This is a genomic window from Klebsiella sp. CSG-1, assembly GCF_056521145.1.
The window spans coordinates 85,041-110,523 of record NZ_JBWNLD010000012.1 but is presented as its reverse complement, the minus strand read 5'-3'; the positions used below and the strand labels follow the sequence as shown (position 1 = coordinate 110,523).

Here is a 25,483-nt window from a genome sequence, read left to right as displayed (position 1 = left end):
GTTATTTATCCGCTATGTTTAATCTTGCAGGAATAACGCAAACGGGCGTAATCTTACGCCCATTGCTGAAATACTCACTGCCATTAAGCTTCTGCCAACCATCGTAGAATAAACGCCGCGATCTGCGGAATATCGTTTAAATCTAACTGTGGGAGTGATGTCTCTAATGAGGTGTCGCTGACCACCGCAATCACATGCTCGTCCAGGACGAGTTCCTCGATACGATGCCCACTCTGTTGCCGAAAAAGCAGGAGCTTCGCCACCGGCTCATGCTTAAACCCTTCAACCAGAACTAAATCCAGCTTTGATGCATCCATCCTGCTAACCAGCCAGGCCAAATCCACCTCTTCTTGATCCGGCGTTTCCGTCATTAGCGCCCAGCGTTGTGAACTGGCGACAATCGTTTGAGCTGCCCCGGCTTTACGCAATTCATAGCTGTCTTTACCCGGCCGATCGACATCCATATTGTGATGGGTATGCTTGATCAAACCTGGACGCAGGCCAGCAGCGCACAATGCGGGGATTAATTTCTTTAACAGCGTTGTTTTACCGGTACCACTCCAGGCTGAAATGGCGAGAACGGGGATCATGATTGCTCCTGTAGGCGCTGCAAGTCATCAAGGGTATTGACGTTAATAAATGCCGAGCGGACATCGCTGAAATCAACGCGATGTCCGCCGCTGTCGCGCATAAAAGCCATCACGCGTCGTTCTCCTGCAGCAAGATATGTTGCCAGATCGGGCATTAAACATCGATGCATCAGAGTAATAGCGGGATGATCGCGTTCGCCATCGTAAACCCAGACTACGGGGGCGGTCTTTTTCTGCTGTATAAAGCGCTCAGCCAGGAATGGGGGGATAAAGGGAGTATCGCAGGGACAGAAGAGAAACCATTCGCTCTGTGTCTGCTGCATCACGGATAGCATACCGGCTAATGGCCCCGGGAAGTCAGCGAGACTGTCGGAATACACCGGATACCCGCTTTCATACCAGCGTTCCAGATTACGGTTGGCGCTGATAGCCAGGTTGGCCACCTGAGGAGACAGCGCATCTGCAACATGGCGCCATAATGGCTTACCATCGAGTAGCTGCAATCCCTTATCCGCTCCTTCCATCCGCGTGGCCCTTCCGCCTGCTAATACAACGCCGGTTATGACCTCGCCTTGCATATCAATATCGCCTCTTTCATTGTGGGATTGACCCTGTTAAGTTGTCGCTATCAAGAGTAAGGAGCATGACCATGAAATGTAAACGTCTGAATGAAGTAATTGAACTCCTCCAGCCAGCCTGGCAGAAAGAGCCGGAGCTGAACCTGATGCAATTTTTGCAGAAACTTGCAAAAGAAGCCGGTTACGACGGTGAGCTGGTCGATCTTTCCGACGATATCCTGATTTATCATCTGAAAATGCGTGATTCAGCAAAAGAAGCCGTTATTCCTGGTATTCAGAAGGATTACGAAGAGGATTTCAAAACGGCCTTATTGCGCGCACGCGGCGTGATTAAAGAGTAAAAGGTTGTAAGTGCTGCCGCGGAACGAGTTATGAGATGATATCCTGAACTATTCCTAAGATTATCGGATGTCAGGATGCACGATAAGGCTTTTAATTTTCAGACGCTAAACCCGGATACCATCATCGATGGGCTATTCGATCTGGGGATGCGAGTGGACTCCGGGCTCACTCCGCTTAACAGCTATGAAAACCGCGTTTACCAGTTTCAGGACGAAGACCGCCATCGCTATGTGGTGAAGTTCTATCGTCCTGAACGTTGGTCTGCCGAACAGATCCTCGAAGAACACCAGTTTACCCTCCAGCTCAAGCAGGATGATGTTCCTGTTGCTGCGCCATTATTTTTCAATGACAGCACCCTTCATCAGCATCAGGGCTTCTTTTTTGCCGTGTTCCCCAGCTTAGGTGGGCGCCAGTTTGAATCTGATAACCTCGATCAAATGGAGTCCGTCGGCCGTTATCTGGGGCGCTTGCACCAGACCGGGCGTAAAGCGCGTTTTGTCGCGCGCCCTGAGATAGGAGTAAATGAGTATTTGCTCGCGCCGCGAGACGTTTTTGAACACTCAACGCTGATCCCCTCAGGTCTGAAGAAGGACTTCCTCTGCGCCGCAGATAAGCTGATTGCTGCAGTTATCGCTCAATGGCACGGCAACGCGGACATTCTGCGTCTGCACGGCGATTGTCATGCCGGTAATATTCTCTGGCGCGATGGTCCGCTTTTTGTCGATTTAGATGATGCCCGCAACGGTCCGGCCATCCAGGATCTCTGGATGCTGTTGAACGGTGATAAAGCCGAGCAGCGTATGCAGCTGGAGATGATCGTTGAAGCTTATGAAGAATTCAGTCCGTTCAATTCAGACGAAATCGCCCTTATCGAACCTTTACGCGCCATGCGGTTAGTTTATTATCTGGCATGGTTGCTCAGGCGCTGGGACGATCCTGCTTTCCCTATTAATTTCCCCTGGCTTACCGGGGAAGATTACTGGCGGGGGCAGACAGCAACTTTTCTTGAGCAGGTGAAGGTTCTGCAAGAACCCCCTCTTCAGTTAACGCCAATGTATTAATCAGATATTTCCAGGAGAGACGTAAACATGAAAAAAATTTGGCTGGCGCTGGCTGGTATGATTCTGGCTTTTAGTGCTTCTGCTGCCCAGATCACCGACGGTAAGCAGTACATCACCCTTGATAAGCCCGTAGCCGGCGCGCCTCAGGTTCTTGAGTTCTTCTCGTTCTACTGCCCGCACTGCTATCAGTTTGAAGAAGTGCTGCACGTTTCTGATAACGTGAAGAAAAAGCTGCCGGAAGGCGTCAAAATGACCAAGTACCACGTTGAATTCCTCGGGCCTTTGGGTAAAGACTTAACCCAGGCATGGGCCGTAGCGATGGCGCTGGGCGTTGAAGATAAGATCACTGTGCCGATGTTTGAAGCGGTACAGAAAACCCAGACCGTGCAGACCGTGGCTGATATTCGTAAAGTCTTCGTTGATGCTGGCGTGAAAGGTGAAGACTACGATGCGGCATGGAACAGCTTTGTCGTGAAATCCCTGGTTGCTCAGCAGGAAAAAGCGGCCGCTGACTTCCAGCTGCAGGGCGTACCGGCAATGTACGTCGACGGCAAATATCAGCTGAACCCGCAGGGGATGGATACCAGCAATATGGACGCCTTTGTCGCCCAGTATGCGGATACTGTTAAGCAGCTGGTTGAGAAGAAGTAAAAAAAAAGCCGGTCACTGACCGGCTTTTTTAATATCCCTGTTAAACCCCCTGTCGAGGTGGCATCATTATCAGGTTCAACGCTCCTCGCGTCCTTTTGTCCGCATGATTTCCGTCAGCTGACGATCTTTCTCTTCCCACAGTTCATTCAACCAACGCTGGAAACGGCGCTTAAAGTTTTTGTCATTCACGTAGTCGCCGTGCAGATCTTCCGCCACGGGAACGAGATTAACGCGAACCACAATACGCGTCAGCCGGCCGCTTAACATATCGTAAAATGGCCTCTGGTTGTTCTCCGGATAGCAAAGCGTGACGTTCAACAGCTTATCGAACTGAGCACCGAGCACGTTCAACGCCATCGCGATACCAGCGGCCTTCGGTGGTAATAAATTGCGATAAGGTGAACGGGTTTGCCGCTGCTTGTCTTCGGTAAAACGTGAACCCTCTACAAAATTGACGATGGTCGTCGGATGTGAGCGAAATTTCTCGCAGGAGCGGCGAGTGGTTTCAACATCTTTACCGCGACGCTCAGGATGGCGAATTAAATAACCTCGCGAGTAGCGACGCATAAAGGGCATATCCAGCGCCCAGCAGGCAAGCCCGATAAAAGGCACCCACGCCAGCTGTTGCTTAAGGAAGTACTTATTCATAGGGATATGCTTGCGGAACAACACGCAGAGCACCACGATATCCGCCCAGCTGTGATGATTACTGATAAGCAGATACCAGTTTTTCTTATTCAGCCCTTCAAGACCTTGCACGTCCCACGTCAGTCTGGGATTCAGGTAGAGCAGCAGTGCCAACCCTTCGCACCAGCAATACATCATGAAATTGCAGAAACGGGAAATCGCACGCCATACCGCAGGGATGGGTACAAGAAGTTTAATCAGCCCGGCGATGATTATCGGTACGGAACAGATAATGGTGACTAAGATGGTAAGGGCGATACTCAGCGGAAGTGTTATTGCAGCGAGTAATCTCGACATAGTTAGTTTATTCAGAAAGTTAGGCTGATAAAGAGCGCAGTTAAACCGTGCAAGAGGCTGATTTTACCAGAAAACGCAGCAAATGACGGGTCTTACCAGAACAGAAAAAAAGGCGGATCTTATATCCACATGGAACATTGAGTCATTAGAAAGGTATTAAAAGCAAGGATCAATAATTAACTTTATGATAAATAAACTTAAATTATGTTTTTTGTTATTTTATTTCAGAGCAGACAGCTATCCTTATAAAACTATGCACAAAGTTATCCACAGATATTGCCGCCGCACGATCGACCGGATCAACGAATCTTTTTGGTGAAATGCGGGAAAAATTCAGGTTTTCAGGCCTGTCTGTGGCATCCTTTACCCATAATCTGATAAACAGGCACGGAAATTATGGTTCAGATCCCAGAAAACCCACTTATCCTCGTTGACGGCTCCTCTTACCTCTACCGGGCGTATCACGCTTTCCCACCGCTGACTAACAGCGCCGGAGAACCGACAGGCGCTATGTATGGCGTGCTGAATATGCTGCGAAGCCTGATCCTCCAGTATCAACCCACGCATGCCGTGGTGGTATTTGATGCCAAAGGGAAAACTTTCCGTGACGAACTGTTTGAGCATTACAAATCCCATCGTCCGCCGATGCCGGACGATCTGCGGGCGCAGATCGAACCGCTGCATACCATGGTGAAGGCGATGGGGCTGCCGCTGATGGCTGTGCCTGGCGTCGAAGCGGACGATGTGATCGGAACTCTGGCGCGCGAAGCAGAAAAAGCGGGCCGTCCGGTGCTCATCAGTACCGGTGATAAAGATATGGCGCAGTTGGTCACGCCGGGAATTACCCTGATTAATACCATGACCAATACCATTCTTGGCCCGGAAGAAGTGGTGACGAAGTACGGCGTTCCGCCAGAGCTGATTATTGACTTCCTGGCGCTGATGGGCGACTCCTCCGATAACATTCCCGGCGTACCCGGCGTGGGCGAGAAAACGGCTCAGGCGCTGCTGCAGGGGTTGGGAGGGCTGGATACGTTGTACGCTGAGCCAGAAAAAATTGCCGGTTTGACCTTCCGTGGTGCCAAAACGATGGCGGCGAAGCTGGAACAGAATAAAGAGGTGGCCTACCTCTCGTATCAGCTGGCCACGATTAAAACCGACGTCGAGCTGGATCTGAGCTGTGAAGAGCTGCACGTGCTGCCGCCGGCGGCGGATGATCTGTTGGCTCTGTTCAAAAAGTATGAATTTAAGCGCTGGATCACCGATGTTGAATCCGGCAAATGGATGCAGTCAAAAGGCGTGAAGCCAGCCGTAAAACCGACAGAAGCGGTGGCAGTAGCGGAAGAAGAAGCCGAGGTGGTGGCGACGCTGTCTGCGGAAAACTACGTCACTATTCTTGATGAGCAGACGCTGATCGAATGGATCGACAAGCTGAAACAAGCGCCGCTGTTTGCGTTTGATACGGAAACGGACAGTCTGGATAATATTTCTGCCAATATGGTGGGTCTGTCGTTTGCCATCGAGCCCGGCGTTGCCGCCTATGTACCGGTTGCGCATGATTATCTCGATGCACCGGATCAGATCTCCCGAGAACGCGTACTGACGTTGCTGAAACCCCTGCTGGAAGACGAGAATCTGCTGAAGGTCGGGCAAAACCTGAAATATGACCGCGGAATTCTGGCGAACTATGACATTGAGTTACGCGGTATCGCTTTTGACACCATGCTGGAATCCTACATTCTTGATAGCGTGGCGGGCCGTCATGATATGGACAGCCTTGCCGACCGCTGGCTGAAGCATAAAACGATTAGCTTTGAAGAGATTGCGGGTAAAGGTAAAAATCAGCTCACCTTTAACCAGATCGCGCTGGAAGAAGCCGGCCGCTACGCGGCGGAAGATGCCGATGTCACCCTGCAGCTGCACCTGAAGATGTGGCCGAAGCTGCAGCAGCATGAAGGTCCGCTGAATATTTTTAAAAATATTGAGATGCCGCTGGTACCGGTGCTCTCCCGCGTAGAACGTAACGGGGTCAACATTGATCCGGCCGTACTGCATGCCCATTCACAGGAGATTGCCAAACGCCTGATCGAGCTGGAGCAGAAAGCCTACGAGATCGCGGGTGAAGAGTTCAATCTCTCTTCACCCAAGCAGCTTCAGACTATTTTGTTTGAAAAACAAGGCATTAAACCACTGAAGAAAACACCGGGCGGCGCGCCTTCAACTTCCGAGGAAGTGCTCGAAGAACTGGCGCTGGATTATCCGTTACCGAAAGTTATTCTGGAATATCGCGGACTGGCGAAGCTGAAGTCGACATATACCGACAAGCTGCCGCTGATGATTAACCCTAAAACCGGCCGCGTGCATACCTCTTATCATCAGGCGGTAACGGCGACGGGGCGTCTCTCCTCCACCGATCCTAACCTGCAGAACATTCCGGTGCGTAACGAAGAGGGGCGTCGTATTCGTCAGGCATTTATCGCGCCGCCGGATTACCTCATCGTCTCTGCCGACTATTCACAAATTGAGTTGCGCATTATGGCGCATCTGTCGCGTGACAAAGGCCTGCTGACCGCCTTTGCGGAAGGTAAAGATATCCACCGCGCAACGGCGGCAGAGGTCTTTGGCCTGCCGCTGGAGAGCGTAAGCAGCGAGCAGCGTCGAAGTGCCAAGGCGATTAACTTTGGTCTGATTTATGGCATGAGCGCATTTGGCCTTGCCCGGCAGCTCAATATTCCGCGTAAAGAGGCGCAGAAATATATGGACCTCTATTTTGAGCGCTATCCTGGCGTCCTCGATTACATGGAGCGTACCCGGGCACAGGCAAAAGAGCAGGGCTATGTCGAAACGCTGGATGGCCGTCGCCTCTACCTTCCGGACATCAAATCCAGCAACGGCGCCCGTCGTGCTGGCGCCGAACGTGCGGCGATCAACGCCCCGATGCAGGGGACGGCGGCTGACATTATCAAGCGCGCGATGATCGCCGTTGATGAATGGCTGCTGACCGAGAAGCCGCGGGTGCGGATGATCATGCAGGTGCACGATGAACTGGTCTTTGAAGTGCACAAAGATGACCTTGATGCCGTGGCGAAAAAGGTGCACGAACTGATGGAAAATAGCACCACGCTGGCGGTACCGCTGCTGGTGGAAGTGGGAAGCGGAGAAAACTGGGATCAAGCGCACTAAGTATTCAGTGGATAAGGTGATTTCCTGTAAGTAAGCAACATAACTTATAGCGTTTTGTGATGATCATTTGAATTTGCTATGTAAAGAGTGAAAAAAAACTACAAAAAGTGCTTTCTCCGTAACCAAAAGAAGAGTAGAGTTAATGACGTAGGGTACAGAGGTAAGATGTTCTATCTTTCAGACCTTTTACTTCACGTAATCGGATTTGGCTGAATATTTTAGCCGCCCCGGTCATTTATGACCGGGGCGTTTTTTATTGCGCGAAAGAAAATTCTGGCGGACTGCGGTGGGCTGATGACGCAGCCCGGATAAGGCGTCAGGCGCCGCTATCCGGGAAAACAACGGCGATTACTCTCCGTCGGCGATCTCTTCCTGAGGAGGGATCTCATTAAACCAGCTGTCGAGCTTCTGACGCAGCTTATCCACGCCTGATTTTTTCAGCGAAGAGAAGGGTTCAACCTGCACATCGCCGTTAAAGGCAAGAACCGCCTCACGCACCATATTGACCTGCGCTTTACGTGCGCCGCTGGCCAGCTTATCGGCTTTGGTGAGCAGAACCAGTACCTGGATATCGCTTTCTACGGCCCATTCGATCATTTGCTGATCGAGGTCTTTCAGCGGATGACGGATATCCATCAGCACCACCAGTCCTTTCAGGCACAGACGTTTCTCCAGGTATTCACCCAGAGCGCGCTGCCATTTGATCTTCATCTCCTCCGGGACCTGAGCGTAGCCGTAACCCGGCAGGTCGACCAGGCGTTTGCCTTCGGCGACTTCAAACAGGTTGATTAGCTGGGTGCGGCCAGGGGTCTTAGAAGTACGCGCCAGGCTTTTCTGGTTGGTGAGCGTATTCAGGGCGCTGGATTTCCCCGCATTTGAGCGACCAGCAAAGGCAACTTCGATACCCGTATCGGATGGAAGGTGGCGGATATCGGGTGCGCTGGTGACAAAATGCGTCTGTTGATAGTTCCAGTTAGTCAAGACTGTCGTCTCCGTTAAATAAGGCTATGGCGGGGATTATACCTGAACAGCAGAAAAAGGCTGTTTTTACCGCATCCTCTGCCGTAAGTAAAAACCCTTCACTTTGTGAGACATTGTCCATTCAATGTCGAGGCAATCGATGAGAAACGACGGTGTGGGTAGTGTTAAAGCATTAAAATTCATACAATTAACTGTATAGAACAATCTTAAATAGCCATTTTTACTTTGTGGTTGGTTGTAGGATTTGATTAAAACGGTAAAGTAATGGGCACAGGCGAGGAAGCCAGCAGGAAAGTGACTCAGGATGAGTTGTCAGGAGCGCCAGGGAGGCGAAGACCCGGGATTAATGTCAGGATGACAAACGTCTGGAGACGTTTTAACAAGGAAAGGGAGATAACAGGGACTGTTATTTGCTAAAGGAAAGACAGGGTGCGTCGTGAGCTAACAGGGAAAGTGGAAACCCGCTAAGGGTTGTCAGTGAGGAAAAAGGCGGCAGAGTAATCTGTCGCCTTTTTTCTTTGCTTGCTTTCTGCTAGATTCCGCCTCAATTCTATACTGAAGAAAACGAATCTGAAGATTACCTATATGAAAAAACCGACATCCGTACCCCGTGGCAAAACGCATCGCAAGACACGTGAAGAAATGAATCAGGAATCCCGCGATCGCAAACGCCAGAAGAAACATCGTGGTCACGCGGCAGGAAGTCGCGCAACCGGCGGTGATGCCGCATCATCCGGCAAAAAACAGAGCCAGCAGCAAGATCCGCGTATTGGGAGTAAAAAACCGATTCCGCTGGGCGTGACTGAAAGCACCCCGGCTCCTAAGCAGCACAAACCGAAGAGCGAGAAACCTATGCTTTCACCACAGGCTGAGCTGGATTTGCTGGAAAACGATGAGCGCCTGGACGCGCTGCTGGAACGTCTGGAAGAGGGCGGCACCCTGAATGCTGAAGAGCAGTCGTGGGTCGATGCCAAACTCGATCGTATTGATGAGCTGATGCAGCAGCTTGGCCTGTCCTACGATGATGACGAGGATGAGGAAGAAGAAGAGCGTCAGGAAGATATGATGCGTCTGCTGAAGGGTGGAAACTAACGTTTGCACTCAATCGGATTCCCGGTCCTGCTTATAACCCTTTTGGTTGTATGTTATCTGCTGTGGTTATTCGTTAAACTACGACGGTTGTCGCGGCGTCAGAAATGGCTGCGCAACCGGCTCATTACCCGAGGTGCGGTTGGGCCGGGGCGGCGTACCCGCCGACGGCACCATCGGAAGGAGTGAGCATGTCTGTGCAGTTAATCGACTGGGATCTGGCCCTGATCCAGAAATATAACTATTCGGGGCCACGTTATACCTCATACCCCACCGCACTGGAGTTTTCGCCTGAGTTCGGTGCGGCAGAATTTGACGCGGCGGTAGCTCGCTACCCGCAGCGTCCGCTATCGCTGTATGTGCATATTCCGTTTTGTCACAAGCTCTGCTATTTCTGTGGCTGCAACAAAATTGTGACTCGCCAGCAGCATAAAGCCGACCAGTACCTGGATGTGCTGGAGCAGGAAATTATTCATCGCGCGCCGCTCTTTGCCGGGCGTCAGGTGCACCAGCTGCACTGGGGCGGCGGTACCCCCACTTACCTGAATAAAGCGCAAATCAGCCGCTTAATGCGTTTGTTGCGCAGCCATTTCAATTTTAACGCCGATGCAGAGATCTCGATTGAAGTCGATCCGCGTGAAATTGAACTGGATGTTCTGGATCATCTCCGATCGGAAGGCTTTAACCGGTTGAGCATGGGCGTGCAGGATTTCAATAAAGAGGTTCAGCGGCTGGTGAACCGCGAGCAGGATGAGACGTTTATCTTTGCCCTGCTCAACCATGCGCGTGAAATTGGTTTTACCTCGACGAATATCGATCTGATTTACGGCCTGCCGAAACAAACGCCGGAGAGTTTTTCCTTTACGCTGCAAAAAGTGGCCGAGCTCAACCCCGATCGTCTGAGCGTATTCAACTATGCGCATCTGCCGACGCTCTTCGCCGCTCAGCGTAAAATCAAAGATGCCGACCTGCCTTCGGCGGAACAGAAGCTGGATATCCTGCAGGAGACCATTGTCTCACTCACCGACGCCGGCTATCAGTTTATCGGCATGGATCACTTTGCCCGTCCGGATGACGAGCTGGCCATTGCTCAGCGCGACGGCGTCCTGCACCGTAATTTCCAGGGGTACACCACTCAGGGCGATACCGACCTGCTGGGGATGGGGGTGTCGGCGATCAGCATGATTGGCGACTGCTACGCGCAGAACCAGAAAGAGCTGAAGCTCTATTATCAACAGGTTGATGAAACCGGAGATGCGCTCTGGCGCGGTATCGCGTTGACCCGCGATGACTGTATTCGTCGTGACGTTATTAAGGCATTGATTTGCCAGTTCCATCTCGATTTCTCTGCGGTGGAAACGCGGTGGGAAGTGGATTTTCAGCGTTATTTTGCCGACGATCTGGCGCTGCTGGCACCGCTGGCAAAAGATGGGCTGGTGGATGTGGATGACAAGGGCATTCAGGTGACGGCAAAAGGCCGTCTGCTGATTCGCAACATCTGCATGTGCTTTGACGCCTATCTGCGTCAGAAAGCGCGGATGCAGCAGTTCTCCCGGGTAATTTAAACACTATCCCGGCGGGCGACAGGCCTGCCGGGACAGCGAAGCATTACTCCATTCCTAACTCTTTCAGCTTGCGCGTTAGCGTATTACGTCCCCATCCTAGCAGTCGCGCGGCTTCCTGCTTATGCCCTTGCGTATGACGCAGGGCAGTAGTAAGCAGCGTCCGCTCCATCTCCGGCTGCGCTTCAGAAAGCAGGTTTTGATGACCGGAACGTAGAGCGCGATCGGCCCACTGTCCCAGTAAGGTTGCCCAGCTGTCCGGTTGCATATGCGTCGGGCTATCGGGAATCGCGGTTTCAAACAGTTCGCTGGGAAGATCCTGCGTCAGAACCTCCTGGCCTGCTGCCATCACCGTCAGCCAGCGGCAGGTGTTCTCCAGCTGGCGGACGTTACCAGGCCAGGCTAAACGGGTGAGCGCGGTTTCCGTCTCCGGATGAAGCAGCTTGGCTTCGACCCCCAGTTCGCGGGCGGCAATTTGCAGGAAGTGCCGCGCCAGGCGGGGAATATCTTCGCGGCGCTCGCGCAGCGGCGGCAGATGAACGCGAATCACGTTCAGGCGGTGGAACAGGTCCTCACGGAACTTTCCTTCCTGCACGCGCTGCTCAAGGTTCTGGTGGGTTGCCGCAATAATTCGCACGTCTACCTTCACCGGCGCATAGCCGCCAACGCGATAGAACTGGCCATCGGCCAGCACGCGCAGCAGGCGCGTCTGTACATCAAGCGGCATATCGCCGATCTCATCGAGGAACAAAGTCCCACCGTCAGCCTGCTCAAAACGTCCCTGACGTACGGTATTGGCGCCGGTAAATGCCCCTTTTTCGTGACCGAAAAGTTCAGATTCGATCAGGTCTTTTGGGATTGCAGCCATATTCAGTGCGATAAACGGCGCTTTTGCCCGCGGGCTATGGCGGTGCAGGGCGTGCGCAACCAGCTCTTTACCGGTACCGGATTCGCCGTTGATCAATACGCTGATTGATGAACGCGACAGGCGCCCGATGATGCGAAAGACGTCCTGCATTGCCGGCGCTTCGCCGATGATATCGGCCGTCGGGCTATTAATCGGCGCATTACGCGGCTGCTGCTGTTCCTGGTAATGGCTAATCGCCCGATCAACCAGCGCCACCGCTTCATCGATATCAAAAGGTTTGGGCAGATAGTCAAAGGCACCTTGCTGATAGGCGCTGACCGCCGCGTCCAGATCCGAATGCGCGGTCATTATGATGACCGGAAGCATTGGGTGACGCTGTTTGATTTGTTTCAGTAACGCCAACCCATCCATTCCCGGCATCCGGATATCAGATAACAGTACATCCGGGGTTTTGGTGGTGAGTGCATCAAGCACCTCGTTGCCGCTTTCAAACGTTGTACAACTTAAGCCTGCTCCGGTGAGCGCGCGTTCAAGCACCCAACGGATGGAGCTATCGTCATCAACGATCCAGGCTATCCCTCGTTGCATAAACACCTCTACTTCCGAATAGGCAGGTACACCGAGAATTCGGTATGTCCTGGCCAACTGGTAAATTCAATTTTGCCGGAGTGCTGATCGATAAGACTGCGGGCAATGGAGAGCCCCAGACCGGTACCGCCTTCGCGACCGCTAACCATGGGGTAGAACAGCGTATCCTGTAAGTGGGACGGAATTCCCGGGCCGTTGTCCTCGACGTCAATACGCGCGGTGAGGCGGTAACGTACGCCGTGCAGCGTCAGCTGAAAGGCGGTACGGGTGCGCAGGATGATCTCGCCACCTTCTGGCCCCAGCGCCTGCAGCGCGTTGCGTACGACATTCAGCAGAACCTGTTCGATCTGGTCCGGGTCATGAGGAAGCTCCGGCAGGCTCGGGTCGTAATCGCGGACCAGTTTGACGTTATCCGGCAGTTCCATCGAGACCAGCTTCACAACCCGTTCGGCGACCTTATGGATGCTTTCGGTAACGTGCATCCCTGGATGCTGCGGCCCCAGCAGGCGGTCGACCAGATTTCTTAAGCGATCGGCCTGTTCAATAATCACGTTGGTGTATTCCATCAACGCCGGGTCAGGCAGCGCTTTACTCAACAATTGCGCAGCGCCTCTCAGGCCGCCTAAAGGATTTTTGATCTCATGGGCCAACCCGCGAACCAAATCCCGCGCCGCGATTTGCTGGGCGTGCTGCAGCTGCTCCTGGCTCAGGCGTCGCTGGTTATCCATCGGTGCCATCTCCAGCAGGATATAGCCTTCAGGCAGGCGCTGTGCGGTCAGAGACAGGATATGCGAGCGGCCATCGATAACCAGCGTCACTTCGTTGTCGGTAAAGCCCTGGCCCGCCAGCAGGCTTTCCTGCATCAGGCCGATATTCAGTGAAAAGTAGCTCAACAGTTCCGGAAGCGGCGTGCCAAAGAGCTTACGTGAACTTTGCGCCAGCAGCTGCTGCGCGGCCGGGTTCGCGTAATGCACCGCCAGGTCGTCATCGACCAGTAAGATACTGTTGATTAAAGAGTTAAGGATCTGCCCAGCATCGGGCTGAGTGCCTGTTGCCATCTGACAGTCTCCTGAAAAGAGTGCACCATTTTAGTGCAGTATAGCTTTTTATAGATAAAAAGCGCATGAGATCAGAGTGTTGGTGGAGAAAAAAGCCCATCCTGAGATGGGCTGAAAGTTTCCACGGCAACAAAATATCCACGGTACCCCACGCCACAACACGGAATACCGGGGATTTACAGCAAAATCAGACGCTGTAGTACAGTTCGAATTCAACCGGGTGCGGAGTCATGCGTACGCGGTCGTTTTCTTCAATACGCAGGGCGATGTAAGCATCGATAGCGTCGTTGGTGAACACGCCGCCAGCCGTCAGGAACTCACGGTCAGCGTCCAGCGCGTTCAGTGCTTCTTCCAGAGAGCCTGCAACCTGTGGGATCTCTTTCGCTTCTTCCGGCGGCAGGTCGTACAGGTTTTTGTCCATCGCTTCGCCCGGATGGATTTTGTTCTTGATACCGTCAAGGCCAGCCATCAGCAGTGCTGCGAAGCACAGGTACGGGTTAGCCGCCGGGTCCGGGAAGCGCACTTCGATACGGCGTGCTTTCGGCGAGGTGACTACCGGGATACGGATGGAAGCGGAACGGTTACGGGCAGAGTAAGCCAGCATGACCGGTGCTTCGTAACCCGGGACCAGACGCTTGTAGGAGTTGGTGGTCGGGTTTGCCAGGGCGTTGATCGCTTTAGCGTGCTTGATAACGCCGCCGATGTAGTACAGCGCTTGTTCAGACAGGCCTGCATACTTGTCACCAGAGAACAGGTTAACGCCGTTCTTGGACAGAGACATGTGGCAGTGCATACCGGAACCGTTGTCGCCGAACATAGGCTTCGGCATGAAGGTCGCGGTTTTACCAAAACGGTGCGCCACGTTGTGCACAACGTATTTGTAGATCTGAATTTCGTCCGCTTTTTTGGTCATGGTGTTGAAACGGGTAGCGATTTCGTTCTGACCCGCGGTAGCCACTTCGTGGTGGTGAGCTTCAACAACCAGGCCCATCTCTTCCATGATCATACACATGGTGGAACGGATGTCCTGAGAGGAGTCAACCGGCGGAACCGGGAAATAACCGCCTTTCACGCCTGGGCGGTGACCTTTGTTACCACCTTCGTATTTGGTGGAGGAGTTCCATGCGCCTTCGATGTCGTCGATAGCAACGTGGGAGCCGGAGATAGAGGCGCCGAAACGGATATCGTCGAACAGGAAGAACTCAGGTTCTGGCCCGAACAGAACGGTGTCCGCCAGACCGGTAGAGCGCAGGTATTCTTCCGCGCGTTTGGCGATGGAGCGCGGGTCACGGTCGTAGCCCTGCAGCGTACCTGGTTCCAGGATATCGCAGCGGATGATCAGCGTCGGTTCTTCATAGAACGGGTCGATCAGCGCAGTGGTCGCATCCGGCATCAGAACCATGTCAGATTCGTTAATACCTTTCCAGCCACCAATCGAGGAGCCATCAAACATTTTGCCTTCTTCGAAGAATTCGGCATTTACCTGATGAGAAGGAATTGTGACGTGCTGTTCTTTACCTTTGGTATCGGTGAAGCGCAGATCGACAAACTTCACTTCGTGCTCGTTCAGCATCGTCAAAACGTGTTCAGCGGACATACTTAAACTCTCCCGGATTGGTCATTGTCGTCGTGGTAACGAAAACTTTTTAGCTGCTTAATGTGGCGTTGTTGCCTTAAAAAATATAAAGCGAAATCTGTGCCAACTTTTAAATTGCCCCCAAAAGGCGTTATCATGCACTCCATCGTGCAAAAGGGCTGCACCATTATGAATGCATTGCACCAATATAGTGCAATTGTGTGAACATTGGGCACTATTTTGGTGCAATTGACCTTGAATAACCCTTTTAACGCTCCGTGAAAGCGATCACAAAGAAACTCTGCAATACTTGTTTGTGGAGGATGTTTGTGATCCTGTTTTGTACTGCGATTAATCCGTGTACAATAACGCGCTATTTCTAATGCCTGAGGCAAAGTTGTGATCGAAAATTTGCGTAATATCGCCATCATCGCGCACGTTGACCATGGTAAAACTACCCTGGTTGATAAGCTGCTGCAGCAATCCGGTACGTTCGACGCGCGTGCCGAAACTCAAGAGCGAGTGATGGACTCCAACGATTTGGAGAAAGAGCGTGGGATTACCATCCTCGCGAAAAACACCGCCATTAAATGGAATGACTACCGTATCAACATCGTTGATACCCCTGGGCACGCCGACTTCGGTGGTGAAGTTGAGCGTGTAATGTCCATGGTTGATTCCGTTCTGCTGGTTGTTGACGCAATGGATGGCCCAATGCCGCAGACGCGCTTCGTAACCAAGAAGGCATTTGCTCATGGCCTGAAGCCCATTGTTGTCATCAACAAAGTTGACCGTCCTGGCGCGCGTCCTGACTGGGTTGTCGATCAGGTATTCGACCTGTTCGTTAACCTCGACGCTACCGACGAACAGCTGGACTTCCCGATCGTTTACGCTTCTGCGCTGAACGGTATTGCGGGTCTGGATCACGAAGATATGGCTGAAGATATGACTCCGCTGTATCAGACTATCGTCGATCGTGTTCCGGCACCGAACGTTGACCTTGATGGTCCGCTGCAGATGCAAATCTCCCAGCTGGATTACAACAACTACGTTGGCGTCATTGGCATCGGCCGCATCAAACGCGGTAAAGTGAAGCCAAACCAGCAGGTCACTATCGTTGATAGCGAAGGCAAAACCCGTAACGGTAAAGTGGGTAAAGTTCTGACCCACCTGGGCCTGGAGCGTATCGACAGCGATATTGCTGAAGCGGGCGATATCATCGCGATCACCGGTCTGGGCGAACTGAACATCTCTGACACCATCTGCGATCCGCAGAATGTTGAAGCGCTGCCGGCGCTGTCAGTCGATGAGCCAACCGTCTCCATGTTCTTCTGCGTTAACACCTCTCCGTTCTGTGGTAAAGAAGGTAAGTACGTTACCTCTCGTCAGATTCTTGACCGTCTGAACAAAGAGCTGGTGCATAACGTGGCGCTGCGCGTTGAAGAAACTCCGGATGCTGATGCATTCCGCGTTTCCGGTCGTGGTGAACTGCACCTGTCGGTTCTGATCGAAAATATGCGTCGTGAAGGTTTCGAAATGGCGGTTTCCCGTCCGAAAGTTATCTTCCGCGAAATCGACGGCCGTAAACAAGAGCCGTTCGAAAACGTAACGCTGGACGTTGAAGAGCAGCATCAGGGTTCTGTCATGCAGGCTCTGGGTGAGCGTAAAGGCGACCTGAAAAACATGAATCCAGATGGCAAAGGCCGCGTACGTCTCGACTACGTGATCCCAAGCCGTGGCCTGATCGGCTTCCGTTCTGAGTTCATGACCATGACTTCCGGTACTGGTCTGCTGTACTCCACCTTCAGCCACTACGATGACATTCGTGCGGGCGATGTGGGCCAGCGTCAGAACGGCGTACTGATCTCCAACGGTCAGGGTAAAGCGGTTGCGTTTGCCCTGTTCAGCCTGCAGGACCGCGGTAAGCTGTTCCTGGGTCACGGTGCTGAAGTTTACGAAGGCCAGATCATCGGTATTCACAGTCGTTCTAACGACCTGACTGTAAACTGCCTGACCGGTAAGAAACTGACCAACATGCGTGCTTCCGGTACTGACGAAGCAACGGTCCTGGTTCCGCCAGTGAAGATGACCCTGGAGCAGGCTCTGGAGTTCATCGATGACGACGAACTGGTAGAAGTGACCCCAACTTCCGTTCGTATCCGTAAACGTCATCTGACCGAGAACGACCGTAAACGCGCAATGCGCGGTGCGAAAGAAGATTAATTCCCGCTTCTGTCGATGCCAGAACCCCGCCTTGATGGCGGGGTTTTTTTTTGCCCTGGCGCGATAGCCGCGCGTCAGTCAGCAGAGAGCCACTCGCTTTCCGAAGAGAGGCCGGTCACATTTATCCCCAAAGAATAACGGAGATATTGTTTTTTTTTTGCACGTCGGAGTAAGATTCATGAACTGGTTTAAACCAATTGGGTTAAACAATGACAACAAATCTGTCTACCGTCGAAAATGCGAAGGAAAAATTAGATCACTGGCTGAGGGAAGGGCTCACCGCGCCTGGCGGTAAACTCCCCTCCGAACGAGAATTAGGCGAACTGCTGGGGATTAAGCGGATGACCCTGCGGCAGGCGCTCCTCAGCCTGGAGGCGGAATCGAGAATCTTCCGTAAAGACCGGAAGGGCTGGTTCGTGACCCAGCCCCGTTTTAATTATAGTCCGGAGCTCTCCGCCAGCTTTCAGCGCGCCGCGCTTGAACAAGGTCGGGAACCCTCCTGGGGATTTATTGAAAAAAGCCGCACGGCAAATTACCCCGAGGCCGCACGACCGCTTCTTGCGACAGCGGCATCTGATGAACTGTACCTCATCACCGGTTGGGGGGCGCTGGAAGGGCATAAAGTGTTTTATCACGAAACCTTTATTAACCCGAATGTCGCTCCAGGGTTTATTGAACAGCTTGAAAACCAATCCTTCTCCTCGGTCTGGAAAAATGAGTACCAAAAGGACGTCGTAACCAAAAAGCTCGTATTTAAACCGGTCAGAATGTCCGGCGATATCAGTAAATTCATTGGCGGCTCTTCAGGTATGCCGGCCATTCTTATTGAAAAACACCGGGCTGACAGCGATGGCAATATCATTCAGATAGATATTGAATATTGGCGGTTTGAGGCGGTAGACCTCTTTATTAACTTGTAGGTACGTTATGCTAACTCAATACGATGCAGAAAAAATCCTCTCCCGTGTCGATAACCTTCCTCTTTATCTTCACGCCTATGCATATCATCTTAATATGCGGCTTGAGCGTATATTACCCGGCGATTTATTAGATATCGCCCATGAAAATAATCTACGCGGGGTGAAAATTCATGTTCTCGATGGTGAAACGCGCTCCTTAGGTAAAATGAGTGATGCTGAACTTGCCGCTTTTTCTGAAAAAGCACAGAGATTGCAGCTTGATGTCCATATAGAGACCAGTTCTTCAGATAAACAAGCGATCGACCATGTAACGCATATAGCATTAAAAACTGGCGCCAGCTCCGTCAGATTTTACCCTCGCTATGAGGGGCATTTACAAGATGTTCTGTCAAAAATCGCTCTTGATATCCAGTATCTGAAGGCACGTTATCAGGATAGCGGGCTGACTTTTACTCTTGAGCAGCATGAGGATCTAAAAAGCCACGAGCTGACCGCATTAATAGAGCAAAGCGGTATGTCTTCGCTCTCTCTGCTTTTTGATTTTGCGAATATGATTAATGCCAACGAACATCCGCTGCATGCATTAGAGGCGATGTCTCCGTTTATTACTCAGGTTCATATTAAAGATGCGTTAATTATGCCGCAGGATAACGGTCTCGGACATCAGGCCTGCGTCTCCGGCCAAGGGGATATGCCGTTTAAGGCGTTGCTCACCAGACTGATTTGCCTGGGCGACGAACAACCCCAGGTGGTCGCCTACGGCCTGGAAGAAGAAGTGGACTATTATGCCCCGGCATTCCGCTTTGCCGATGAAGGCGACAACCCGTGGATCCCGTGGCGGGAAATGAGCGAAACACCGTTACCCGATGCCTCACAGCTGGAAACCCGGTTATTGAAAGAAAAAGCGGATGCTCTTCAACAGTTAGCATTTGTCAGAACAACGCTGCAGGAAATAAAAAGTGAGGCCAGCTGCATTATTAACTCTTAATTTCAATCTCTGATTTTTAATTTTTTTGATATGCCACCCGTCAGGCGTGGTCAGGGTTCTTTTTCCTTTTAAAACTAAATGATTGTAAAATCATTAAGGAATTATATGCTCACAAAAAAGAAATGGGCACTCTTTAGCTTATTGACACTGTGTGGTGGTACGATTTATAAACTGCCTTCGCTAAAGGATGCTTTCTATATACCGATGCAAGAGTATTTTCATTTGACCAATGGTCAAATTGGCAATGCTATGTCTGTGAACTCGTTTGTCACGACAATTGGTTTCTTTCTTTCAATCTATTTTGCCGATAAATTACCGCGCAAATATACCATGTCCCTCTCGCTTATCGCCACCGGACTGTTAGGTATCTATCTGACAACCATGCCGGGATACTGGGGGATTCTCTTTGTCTGGGCACTATTTGGTGTCACCTGCGATATGATGAACTGGCCGGTATTATTAAAGTCGGTTAGTCGTCTGGGGAATAGCGAACAGCAGGGGCGGTTGTTTGGTTTCTTTGAAACCGGACGGGGTATTGTCGATACCATCGTAGCGTTTTCTGCGCTGGCGGTTTTTGCCTGGTTTGGCAGTGGCCTGTTAGGGTTTAAAGCAGGGATCTGGTTTTATTCTATTATCGTTATTAGCGTCGGGATCATTATCTTCTTCGTGCTGAATCGGGATGATGATGAGGTGAAAACGACAGCCGTTGATCGCCCACAGGAAGAAAAGAAAAACACCAGTATGTCCTCCGTATTGAAAGATAAGACAATATGGCTGATTGCGGTCAACGTCTTTTTTGTCTATGCCGTCTATTGCGGGTTAACATTCTTTATTCCGTTCCTGAAAAATATTTATCTGCTGCCTGTCGCGCTGGTGGGGGCTTACGGCATTATTAACCAGTATTGCCTGAAGATGATCGGGGGCCCCGTTGGCGGGATTATCTCGGATAAGATACTGAAATCACCGAGCAAATATTTGTGCTACACCTTTTTTATCAGTACGGCTGCGCTGGTGGTCTTAATTCTGCTGCCTCATGAAAGTATGCCGGTTTATCTGGGAATGGCCTGCACATTGGGCTTTGGGGCGATCGTCTTTACTCAGCGCGCGGTCTTCTTTGCCCCCATCGGCGAGGCAAAGATTGCGGAAAGCCAGACCGGTGCCGCCATGGCTCTCGGTAGCTTTATCGGCTATGCCCCTGCGATGTTCTGTTTCAGCCTCTACGGCTATATCCTGGATCTTAATCCGGGCATTCTGGGGTACAAAATTGTCTTTGGTATCATGGCCTGCTTTGCGTTCTGTGGCGCCGTCGCCTCAGTATTGCTGGTGAAGCGGATTAGCCAAAGAAAGCGGGCGTTAGAGATCGCCAAGGCATAGAGCCGATTACATACCCTTACCTCGTTCGCTCAAAGCCGCAGATTTCTGCGGCTTTCTTACCATATCTCCCCGGCAGAAGAGGTTTTTTTACTCGCTGATATCCCGGGGGATATCCTTCTCGGCAATGACCAGTTCAACATTTTCCTCACTCATCAGCTGCTTAAATGAGTTTGGCGGCGGAGCATCGGTGAAAAATGCCCGAACTTTACGTGCGTTGCCGATGGAGACGGCTGCGGAGGCAGAGAATTTAGTATGGTCGGCAACTAATAGCGTATTACGCGCATGTTCAATCATAGTTTTGGCGACCTGAGCTTCATTGACATCGAATTCCAGCAGTGTCCCATCATGCTCAATAGCTCCAATGCTGGTGATTAAATAGTCCGCTCTGAACCCTTCAATAAAGCTCACCGCTCCAGGACCCACGATGCCGCCATTATGTGCACGTAGCGTTCCTCCTGGCACCATGACTTCAATATCCTGGTTTTTATACAAGATTTGTGCGACACGAAGACTGTTCGTGATGATGCGTAAATCATGGCGATTGAGCAACGCCCTTGCAACGGCTTCTACGGTTGTTCCTATCGTAATAAAAACGGTGCAACGTTCTGGAAGATAATCAGCAACGGCTTCCGCAATAGCTTGCTTTTCCTGAGTGAGCGACAGTTCGCGCTGCTCAAAGGCCGTATTCATGACGCTTGATACTCTTCCGGCTCCGCCATGATGACGGGTAATCAACCCTTGCTCACTCAGTTTACGAATATCCCGGCGGACAGTTTGCGTGGATACATCCAGCAGCTGCGCCAGTTCTTCGATATTCATGTAGCCTCGCTCCGCAATATAGTGAACGAGCTGATCGTGTCGTGGGTTACCGGTAATCTCGGTGATGCTCATGAATACTCCTGTACTCTGCCCCTGTAAATGTTCACTATTTTACGCATAAAGTGACAAAAATGATTCAGTTTGCTCACGATTAGGAATGCCTGCTCGACCTCCTGCGCGTGTGCATTTCATCGCTGCTACCGCGCTGGCAAAACGAATAGCTTGAATTGTAGGCATTTTTTCCGCTAACGCGAGGGCCATAGCTCCGTGAAAAACATCGCCAGCGCCGGTAGTATCGACCACATCCACAGAGAATCCGGGCTGTTGACACAGATGATCATCTGCAATCCATAAAGACCCTTCACTACCCAGAGTGACATATACCTGGCCATCAGTGTGTTTAGCGGCCAGATGCAAACCCAGTTCGGCGTTGCTTTGCCCGGTCATTCGTTCCAGACCTGGCGTAGAGAAAACGGCATGATCGGCAAGTGCAACCAGTGGGGTGATGTCCTGCGGCGTCATATCCGCATCCAGCAGCGTTGTGACGCCTGCCGCACGTGCCAGCGTAAAGGCTTTCTCTGTCCCCTCGTGCCAACGGACATCGGCCAGGACGATGTCGTAACGTGAAAAATCGATTGATTCCAGCCATTGTGCATCGGTCTTCAGATCCGGGCTCGGGTAGTTAACGATGATTCGCTCTCCTTGATGATCAACAAGAATTGCGGATTGTGAAGAGCGTGCATGGGTATATTGGCGACAAAGTGAAGTATTGACCCCCCAGTTTTGCAGCTCGGTAAGTAAGGTATTTCCACAACTGTCGTCACCTACGCGGCCAATGAAGTCAACTTCAGCTCCGAGCCTGGCAATAGCAACAGCCGCTGTTGCCGCCGGACCCCCTCCCGTTTCCAGATACTGGCTTGCCTGATATTTGCCACCACCCTCAGGAAGGTTCCCCAGAGAGTAAATGCGATCCTGAACGGTGATTCCAACGCATGCAATTCTGATCATATCTGACTTGTCCTGTGTGATTTTGTCTTCTTTTGTTCATTCTAATGACATAAATGATCAAATTAGTGATGCTGGTCGTGTTTTTAATCATAAATTACAAATATGCTCAAAAACAGACGGAATTTTCTTTTTTTGTTGTAATTTTTTGTCAACCTAAGACAGGAGATCGTTCATGACGACCATCGCATTTTTGGGATTGGGCCAGATGGGTAGCCCAATGGCCAACAATTTGTTGCAAAAAGGGCATGCTTTGCGTGTTTTCGACGTAAATCAGCAAGCCGTTAAAACGTTAGTTCAGAAGGGGGCCATCGCAGCCGGAACCCCGGCCGAAGCAGCACAGGGCGCTGAGTTTGTCATCACAATGCTGCCAAATGGCGACATTGTTCGCCAGGTATTGCTAGGCGAATCTGGCGTCTGTGAATCGGTATCTCATGATGCACTGGTAATCGATATGTCCACGATTCACCCGCTACAAACCGATGCACTCCTCGACGCGATGAAAGAAAAAGGCATCAGCATGATGGATGCCCCCGTGGGCAGAACTTCCGTTAATGCTATCGATGGCACTTTGCTGATACTGGCAGGAGGAACGTCAGATCAGGTGGAGCGTGCGCGCCCAATTCTGTTGTGCATGGGATCTGAGATGATCGAAGCGGGTGGTCCGGGTATGGGGATCCGCGTCAAGTTGATCAACAACTACATGAGCATCGCGCTAAACGCACTGTCTGCGGAAGCTGCCGTGCTTTGCGAATCATTAGGCTTAAGTCTGGATGTGGCTATCAAAGTCATGAGCGGTACGGCAGCAGGCAAAGGCCACTTCACCACAACCTGGCCTGGAAAAGTGCTGAAAGGGGATCTTTCTCCCGCATTTATGGTGGACCTGGCGTTGAAAGATTTGCGTATCGCCGTTGATGTCGCCGGACAGACCGGAGCGCCGCTCAGCATGGGGATTGCGGCAGAAACGTATTATGCCAGCGCCAGCGAGAATGGCCGAGGTCGCCAGGACTGGAGCGCGCTGTTATCTCAGGTTCGTCAGCAGGCTGGCCGTCCGGACTCATTTTAAATTCTAAACGTTCACAGGAGTTACTATGTCTTCCCACAATAACCCGTACACCCTGAAAGATATCTCTCGCCCTGGCGGCGGATTTGCCATGTTGGCCGTCGATCAGCGTGAAGCAATGCGTTTGATGTTTGCGGCTTCCGGGCATGCTAAGCCGATAGCGGATAGCGTTTTAACTGATTTTAAAGTTTCTGCGACGCGCATCTTGTCCCCCTATGCTTCTGCGGTCCTTGCCGATAAGCAATTTTGCCTGGATCAGATCGTGTCACAGGGTGCGGTGGCTGATTCATGTGGTCTGATTGTCGCTGCCGATCGTTTTATCCCCGGTAATGGCATCCCGGTTGACAGCGTTGAAATTGATAAAGCTATTGACCCTCATCAGGCGCGGCAGATGGGCGCAAAGGCAATGAAACTGTTGGTGTTGTGGCGTGAAGATGAACCTGCGCAAGCGCGCCTGTCGATGGTGAATGAGTTCGTTGAACGTTGTCGTAGCGCCGGGCTGGTCAGCATTATTGAACCGGTGGTGCGTCCTCCTCGTTGTGGTTGGGAGTTTGACCGCGAAGGCGCCATTGTTGCTGCTGCAGCAGAACTTGGGAACACAGGCGCCGACCTCTATAAAGCAGAAATGCCGTTAGGCGGTAAGGGCGATCAACAGACGTTACTCGCCGCGTGCCAGAAACTTAATGATCAAATGAAGATGCCCTGGGTCATTCTCTCCTCGGGCGTTGATGCGGATATTTTTGGACGTGCGGTGCGCATTGCAATGAAAGCGGGGGCTTCAGGATTCCTGGCCGGTCGAGCCGTGTGGGCTTCGGTTATCGGTGCTCAGGATCCGCAAACGATGCTGCGTGATGTTTCCGTTCCACGCCTGCAGCGTTTAGCTGAAATCGTTGATGAAGGTATTGCTCAACGCTAATCACCGGTTCATAACGAATTTGGAGAATGACAATGGATAAAATTACCCAGGTTTTATTTTCTGATATTGGGAGCGTCACTACCCAGTATGTTGAAGTGCCACACCAGGAACTCAAACCCCATGAAGTTCGTATTGCTCCGGTATTCTATGGAATTTGCGGATCTGACCTGCATGTATTGAAGGGGGGGCATCCGTTTGCTAAGCCCCCTGTTGTCCCAGGACATGAAATTGCTGCACGCGTAACGGAAGTCGGTAGTGAGGTAAAAGAGGTTAAACCGGGTGACCATGTTGTCGTCGACCCCATTATGGCGTGTATGGAATGTCGTGCCTGTAAAGCAGGCCGCTTTAATCTGTGCGAGCCTCCGCAGGTTGCGGGTTTCCGTGCACCAGGGTTTGCTCGTTCGCAGCATATTGTACCGGCGAGAAACTGCCATGTTGCACCTGCTTCCCTGCCTCTGAAAGTACTGGCTTTTGCTGAGCCGGCCGCCTGTGCGCGCCACTGTGTTAACCGTATGCCGAAAGCCTCACTTGAGAGCGTGTTGGTGATTGGTGCAGGAACCATTGGCTTATCCATTGTTCAGGCACTCCGCATTATGGGGGCGGGGAAAATTACCGTTATCGAGCCCGATGCCGCTAAACGAGCGCTGTCATTAAAGCTTGGTGCTGCTGAAGTCTGGGCTCCCGGCGAGCTTGATCCGCAGGTTCGCTTTACGGGAGCGATAGATGTGGTTGCTGCTCAGGCAACGCTAAATGATGCCTGCACTCGTGTCTATGCCGGCGGAACGGTGGTATGCATGGGGGTGCCAGGCGGCCCTCGTGAAATCCCTCTCCCTATGATGCAGCGTTTTGAACGGGATTTGCTGAATTCCGGCATGTACATCCCGGAGGATTTTGACGTGGTGATTGGGTGGCTCTCCGATGGCCAGTTTGACACTCGTGAACTGGTGACAGATCTGTTCCCGGTCGAAGATGCGGCGAAGGCGTTTGAACGTGCACAACAGAATGATTCCATAAAAGTCATGCTGCAATTTGCTGAGGTTTAATGATGTAACCCTCTGTCTGGC

At 51.7% G+C, this 25,483-nt stretch carries 23 protein-coding genes; 14 read left to right on the top strand and 9 right to left on the bottom strand.

Translation table 11 applies throughout. The annotated features are described in order from the left end of the window. Positions 1-83: 83 nt before the first annotated feature. On the bottom strand, positions 84-590 hold the full coding sequence (gene mobB / locus AC007G_RS23875) for a molybdopterin-guanine dinucleotide biosynthesis protein MobB (protein ID WP_046853298.1): 507 nt from the start codon (positions 588-590) through the stop codon (positions 84-86). Then, the gene (gene mobA / locus AC007G_RS23870) at positions 587-1,168 is read right to left on the bottom strand and encodes a molybdenum cofactor guanylyltransferase MobA (RefSeq protein ID WP_180888801.1); all 582 of its coding nucleotides are present in this window, start codon (positions 1,166-1,168) and stop codon (positions 587-589) included. Before mobA ends, mobB begins: the two co-directional genes overlap by 4 nt. A 71-nt stretch (positions 1,169-1,239) precedes the next feature. Here mobA and AC007G_RS23865 point away from each other — a divergent pair, with 71 nt between their 5' ends. The 3 genes from AC007G_RS23865 (at position 1,240) to dsbA (ending at position 3,222) form a co-directional block, all read left to right on the top strand. After that, the gene (locus tag AC007G_RS23865; protein ID WP_004869260.1) at positions 1,240-1,509 is read left to right on the top strand and encodes a YihD family protein; all 270 of its coding nucleotides are present in this window, start codon (positions 1,240-1,242) and stop codon (positions 1,507-1,509) included. 75 nt (positions 1,510-1,584) lie between these two features. Then, on the top strand, positions 1,585-2,571 hold the full coding sequence (locus AC007G_RS23860) for a serine/threonine protein kinase (RefSeq protein ID WP_032698470.1): 987 nt from the start codon (positions 1,585-1,587) through the stop codon (positions 2,569-2,571). 27 nt (positions 2,572-2,598) lie between these two features. Next, a complete protein-coding gene (gene dsbA, locus AC007G_RS23855) occupies positions 2,599-3,222 on the top strand; it encodes a thiol:disulfide interchange protein DsbA (RefSeq protein WP_032690139.1) in 624 nt (207 codons plus the stop codon). A gap of 75 nt (positions 3,223-3,297) precedes the next feature. On the opposite strand, the gene AC007G_RS23850 is transcribed toward dsbA, so the two are convergent. Then, complete coding sequence (locus AC007G_RS23850; protein WP_032690138.1) at positions 3,298-4,206, bottom strand: acyltransferase; 909 nt, start codon at positions 4,204-4,206, stop codon at positions 3,298-3,300. A gap of 396 nt (positions 4,207-4,602) precedes the next feature. Here AC007G_RS23850 and polA point away from each other — a divergent pair, with 396 nt between their 5' ends. Together polA and spfP are read left to right on the top strand one after the other, a co-directional pair. Continuing rightward, positions 4,603-7,389 carry a DNA polymerase I gene (gene polA / locus AC007G_RS23845; protein ID WP_032690137.1) on the top strand — a complete coding sequence of 929 codons (2,787 nt, stop codon included), beginning with the start codon at positions 4,603-4,605 and terminating at the stop codon, positions 7,387-7,389. A 165-nt stretch (positions 7,390-7,554) separates the two neighbouring features. Continuing rightward, on the top strand, positions 7,555-7,602 hold the full coding sequence (gene spfP / locus AC007G_RS23840; RefSeq protein ID WP_071892919.1) for a small protein SpfP: 48 nt from the start codon (positions 7,555-7,557) through the stop codon (positions 7,600-7,602). A gap of 135 nt (positions 7,603-7,737) precedes the next feature. Here the strand turns inward: spfP and yihA are convergent, their stop codons facing one another. Beyond that, positions 7,738-8,370 (bottom strand): ribosome biogenesis GTP-binding protein YihA/YsxC, encoded by a 633-nt coding sequence (yihA, locus tag AC007G_RS23835; protein WP_032690136.1) that lies wholly within the window; start codon positions 8,368-8,370, stop codon positions 7,738-7,740. A gap of 585 nt (positions 8,371-8,955) precedes the next feature. Between yihA and yihI the strand changes: the two genes are divergently transcribed. Next, complete coding sequence (gene yihI / locus AC007G_RS23830) at positions 8,956-9,462, top strand: Der GTPase-activating protein YihI (RefSeq protein ID WP_032690135.1); 507 nt, start codon at positions 8,956-8,958, stop codon at positions 9,460-9,462. Positions 9,463-9,650: 188 nt separating this feature from the next. Continuing rightward, positions 9,651-11,024, top strand: coding sequence for an oxygen-independent coproporphyrinogen III oxidase (hemN, locus tag AC007G_RS23825; RefSeq protein ID WP_133960198.1), 1,374 nt, complete (start codon positions 9,651-9,653; stop codon positions 11,022-11,024). Positions 11,025-11,067: 43 nt separating this feature from the next. Here the strand turns inward: hemN and glnG are convergent, their stop codons facing one another. The 3 genes from glnG to glnA all read right to left on the bottom strand — a co-directional run bounded on the left by glnG (position 11,068) and on the right by glnA (position 15,132). After that, the gene (glnG, locus tag AC007G_RS23820) at positions 11,068-12,477 is read right to left on the bottom strand and encodes a nitrogen regulation protein NR(I) (protein ID WP_032690144.1); all 1,410 of its coding nucleotides are present in this window, start codon (positions 12,475-12,477) and stop codon (positions 11,068-11,070) included. A gap of 8 nt (positions 12,478-12,485) precedes the next feature. Then, positions 12,486-13,535 carry a nitrogen regulation protein NR(II) gene (gene glnL, locus AC007G_RS23815; protein ID WP_004869278.1) on the bottom strand — a complete coding sequence of 350 codons (1,050 nt, stop codon included), beginning with the start codon at positions 13,533-13,535 and terminating at the stop codon, positions 12,486-12,488. 187 nt (positions 13,536-13,722) lie between these two features. Next, positions 13,723-15,132, bottom strand: coding sequence for a glutamate--ammonia ligase (gene glnA, locus AC007G_RS23810; RefSeq protein WP_004127100.1), 1,410 nt, complete (start codon positions 15,130-15,132; stop codon positions 13,723-13,725). A 378-nt stretch (positions 15,133-15,510) separates the two neighbouring features. On the opposite strand from glnA, the gene typA reads away from it, so the two are divergent. The 4 genes from typA to AC007G_RS23790 all read left to right on the top strand — a co-directional run bounded on the left by typA (position 15,511) and on the right by AC007G_RS23790 (position 20,616). Next, a complete protein-coding gene (gene typA / locus AC007G_RS23805; RefSeq protein WP_032690133.1) occupies positions 15,511-17,334 on the top strand; it encodes a ribosome-dependent GTPase TypA in 1,824 nt (607 codons plus the stop codon). A 209-nt stretch (positions 17,335-17,543) separates the two neighbouring features. Next, positions 17,544-18,254, top strand: a complete 711-nt coding sequence (locus AC007G_RS23800; protein ID WP_004869280.1) for a GntR family transcriptional regulator — start codon at positions 17,544-17,546, stop codon at positions 18,252-18,254. A 7-nt stretch (positions 18,255-18,261) separates the two neighbouring features. Then, positions 18,262-19,242: a sugar phosphate isomerase/epimerase family protein gene (locus AC007G_RS23795; RefSeq protein WP_047663663.1), complete on the top strand. Its 981-nt coding sequence runs from the start codon at positions 18,262-18,264 to the stop codon at positions 19,240-19,242. A gap of 105 nt (positions 19,243-19,347) precedes the next feature. Continuing rightward, the gene (locus AC007G_RS23790) at positions 19,348-20,616 is read left to right on the top strand and encodes an MFS transporter (RefSeq protein WP_142630962.1); all 1,269 of its coding nucleotides are present in this window, start codon (positions 19,348-19,350) and stop codon (positions 20,614-20,616) included. A gap of 87 nt (positions 20,617-20,703) precedes the next feature. Here AC007G_RS23790 and AC007G_RS23785 read toward each other — a convergent pair whose 3' ends face one another. Further along, positions 20,704-21,507 carry a DeoR/GlpR family DNA-binding transcription regulator gene (locus AC007G_RS23785; RefSeq protein ID WP_047663665.1) on the bottom strand — a complete coding sequence of 268 codons (804 nt, stop codon included), beginning with the start codon at positions 21,505-21,507 and terminating at the stop codon, positions 20,704-20,706. A gap of 39 nt (positions 21,508-21,546) precedes the next feature. Continuing rightward, positions 21,547-22,443 (bottom strand): sugar kinase, encoded by an 897-nt coding sequence (locus AC007G_RS23780; protein ID WP_047663667.1) that lies wholly within the window; start codon positions 22,441-22,443, stop codon positions 21,547-21,549. A 172-nt stretch (positions 22,444-22,615) separates the two neighbouring features. Between AC007G_RS23780 and yihU the strand changes: the two genes are divergently transcribed. The 3 genes from yihU to AC007G_RS23765 are packed head-to-tail and all read left to right on the top strand — an operon-like array spanning position 22,616 to position 25,462. Further along, positions 22,616-23,506, top strand: a complete 891-nt coding sequence (gene yihU / locus AC007G_RS23775; protein WP_047663668.1) for a sulfolactaldehyde 3-reductase — start codon at positions 22,616-22,618, stop codon at positions 23,504-23,506. A gap of 25 nt (positions 23,507-23,531) precedes the next feature. Beyond that, on the top strand, positions 23,532-24,419 hold the full coding sequence (locus AC007G_RS23770; protein ID WP_047663669.1) for an aldolase: 888 nt from the start codon (positions 23,532-23,534) through the stop codon (positions 24,417-24,419). A gap of 32 nt (positions 24,420-24,451) precedes the next feature. After that, a complete protein-coding gene (locus tag AC007G_RS23765) occupies positions 24,452-25,462 on the top strand; it encodes a zinc-dependent alcohol dehydrogenase (protein WP_102990863.1) in 1,011 nt (336 codons plus the stop codon). Positions 25,463-25,483 lie beyond the last annotated feature (21 nt).

What these genes read in the sequence shown, in the direction of transcription:
- yihU (WP_047663668.1), top strand. Translation starts at nt 22,616, where the DNA reads ATGACGACCATCGCATTTTTGGGATTGGGCCAGATGGGTAGCCCAATG.
- glnL (WP_004869278.1), bottom strand. Translation starts at nt 13,535, where the DNA reads ATGGCAACAGGCACTCAGCCCGATGCTGGGCAGATCCTTAACTCTTTA.
- AC007G_RS23780 (WP_047663667.1), bottom strand. Translation starts at nt 22,443, where the DNA reads ATGATCAGAATTGCATGCGTTGGAATCACCGTTCAGGATCGCATTTAC.
- AC007G_RS23800 (WP_004869280.1), top strand. Translation starts at nt 17,544, where the DNA reads ATGACAACAAATCTGTCTACCGTCGAAAATGCGAAGGAAAAATTAGAT.
- AC007G_RS23865 (WP_004869260.1), top strand. Translation starts at nt 1,240, where the DNA reads ATGAAATGTAAACGTCTGAATGAAGTAATTGAACTCCTCCAGCCAGCC.
- dsbA (WP_032690139.1), top strand. Translation starts at nt 2,599, where the DNA reads ATGAAAAAAATTTGGCTGGCGCTGGCTGGTATGATTCTGGCTTTTAGT.
- AC007G_RS23765 (WP_102990863.1), top strand. Translation starts at nt 24,452, where the DNA reads ATGGATAAAATTACCCAGGTTTTATTTTCTGATATTGGGAGCGTCACT.
- glnG (WP_032690144.1), bottom strand. Translation starts at nt 12,477, where the DNA reads ATGCAACGAGGGATAGCCTGGATCGTTGATGACGATAGCTCCATCCGT.
- AC007G_RS23790 (WP_142630962.1), top strand. Translation starts at nt 19,348, where the DNA reads ATGCTCACAAAAAAGAAATGGGCACTCTTTAGCTTATTGACACTGTGT.
- mobB (WP_046853298.1), bottom strand. Translation starts at nt 590, where the DNA reads ATGATCCCCGTTCTCGCCATTTCAGCCTGGAGTGGTACCGGTAAAACA.
- AC007G_RS23850 (WP_032690138.1), bottom strand. Translation starts at nt 4,206, where the DNA reads ATGTCGAGATTACTCGCTGCAATAACACTTCCGCTGAGTATCGCCCTT.
- hemN (WP_133960198.1), top strand. Translation starts at nt 9,651, where the DNA reads ATGTCTGTGCAGTTAATCGACTGGGATCTGGCCCTGATCCAGAAATAT.
- AC007G_RS23770 (WP_047663669.1), top strand. Translation starts at nt 23,532, where the DNA reads ATGTCTTCCCACAATAACCCGTACACCCTGAAAGATATCTCTCGCCCT.
- polA (WP_032690137.1), top strand. Translation starts at nt 4,603, where the DNA reads ATGGTTCAGATCCCAGAAAACCCACTTATCCTCGTTGACGGCTCCTCT.
- AC007G_RS23795 (WP_047663663.1), top strand. Translation starts at nt 18,262, where the DNA reads ATGCTAACTCAATACGATGCAGAAAAAATCCTCTCCCGTGTCGATAAC.
- yihI (WP_032690135.1), top strand. Translation starts at nt 8,956, where the DNA reads ATGAAAAAACCGACATCCGTACCCCGTGGCAAAACGCATCGCAAGACA.
- mobA (WP_180888801.1), bottom strand. Translation starts at nt 1,168, where the DNA reads ATGCAAGGCGAGGTCATAACCGGCGTTGTATTAGCAGGCGGAAGGGCC.
- AC007G_RS23860 (WP_032698470.1), top strand. Translation starts at nt 1,585, where the DNA reads ATGCACGATAAGGCTTTTAATTTTCAGACGCTAAACCCGGATACCATC.
- AC007G_RS23785 (WP_047663665.1), bottom strand. Translation starts at nt 21,507, where the DNA reads ATGAGCATCACCGAGATTACCGGTAACCCACGACACGATCAGCTCGTT.
- glnA (WP_004127100.1), bottom strand. Translation starts at nt 15,132, where the DNA reads ATGTCCGCTGAACACGTTTTGACGATGCTGAACGAGCACGAAGTGAAG.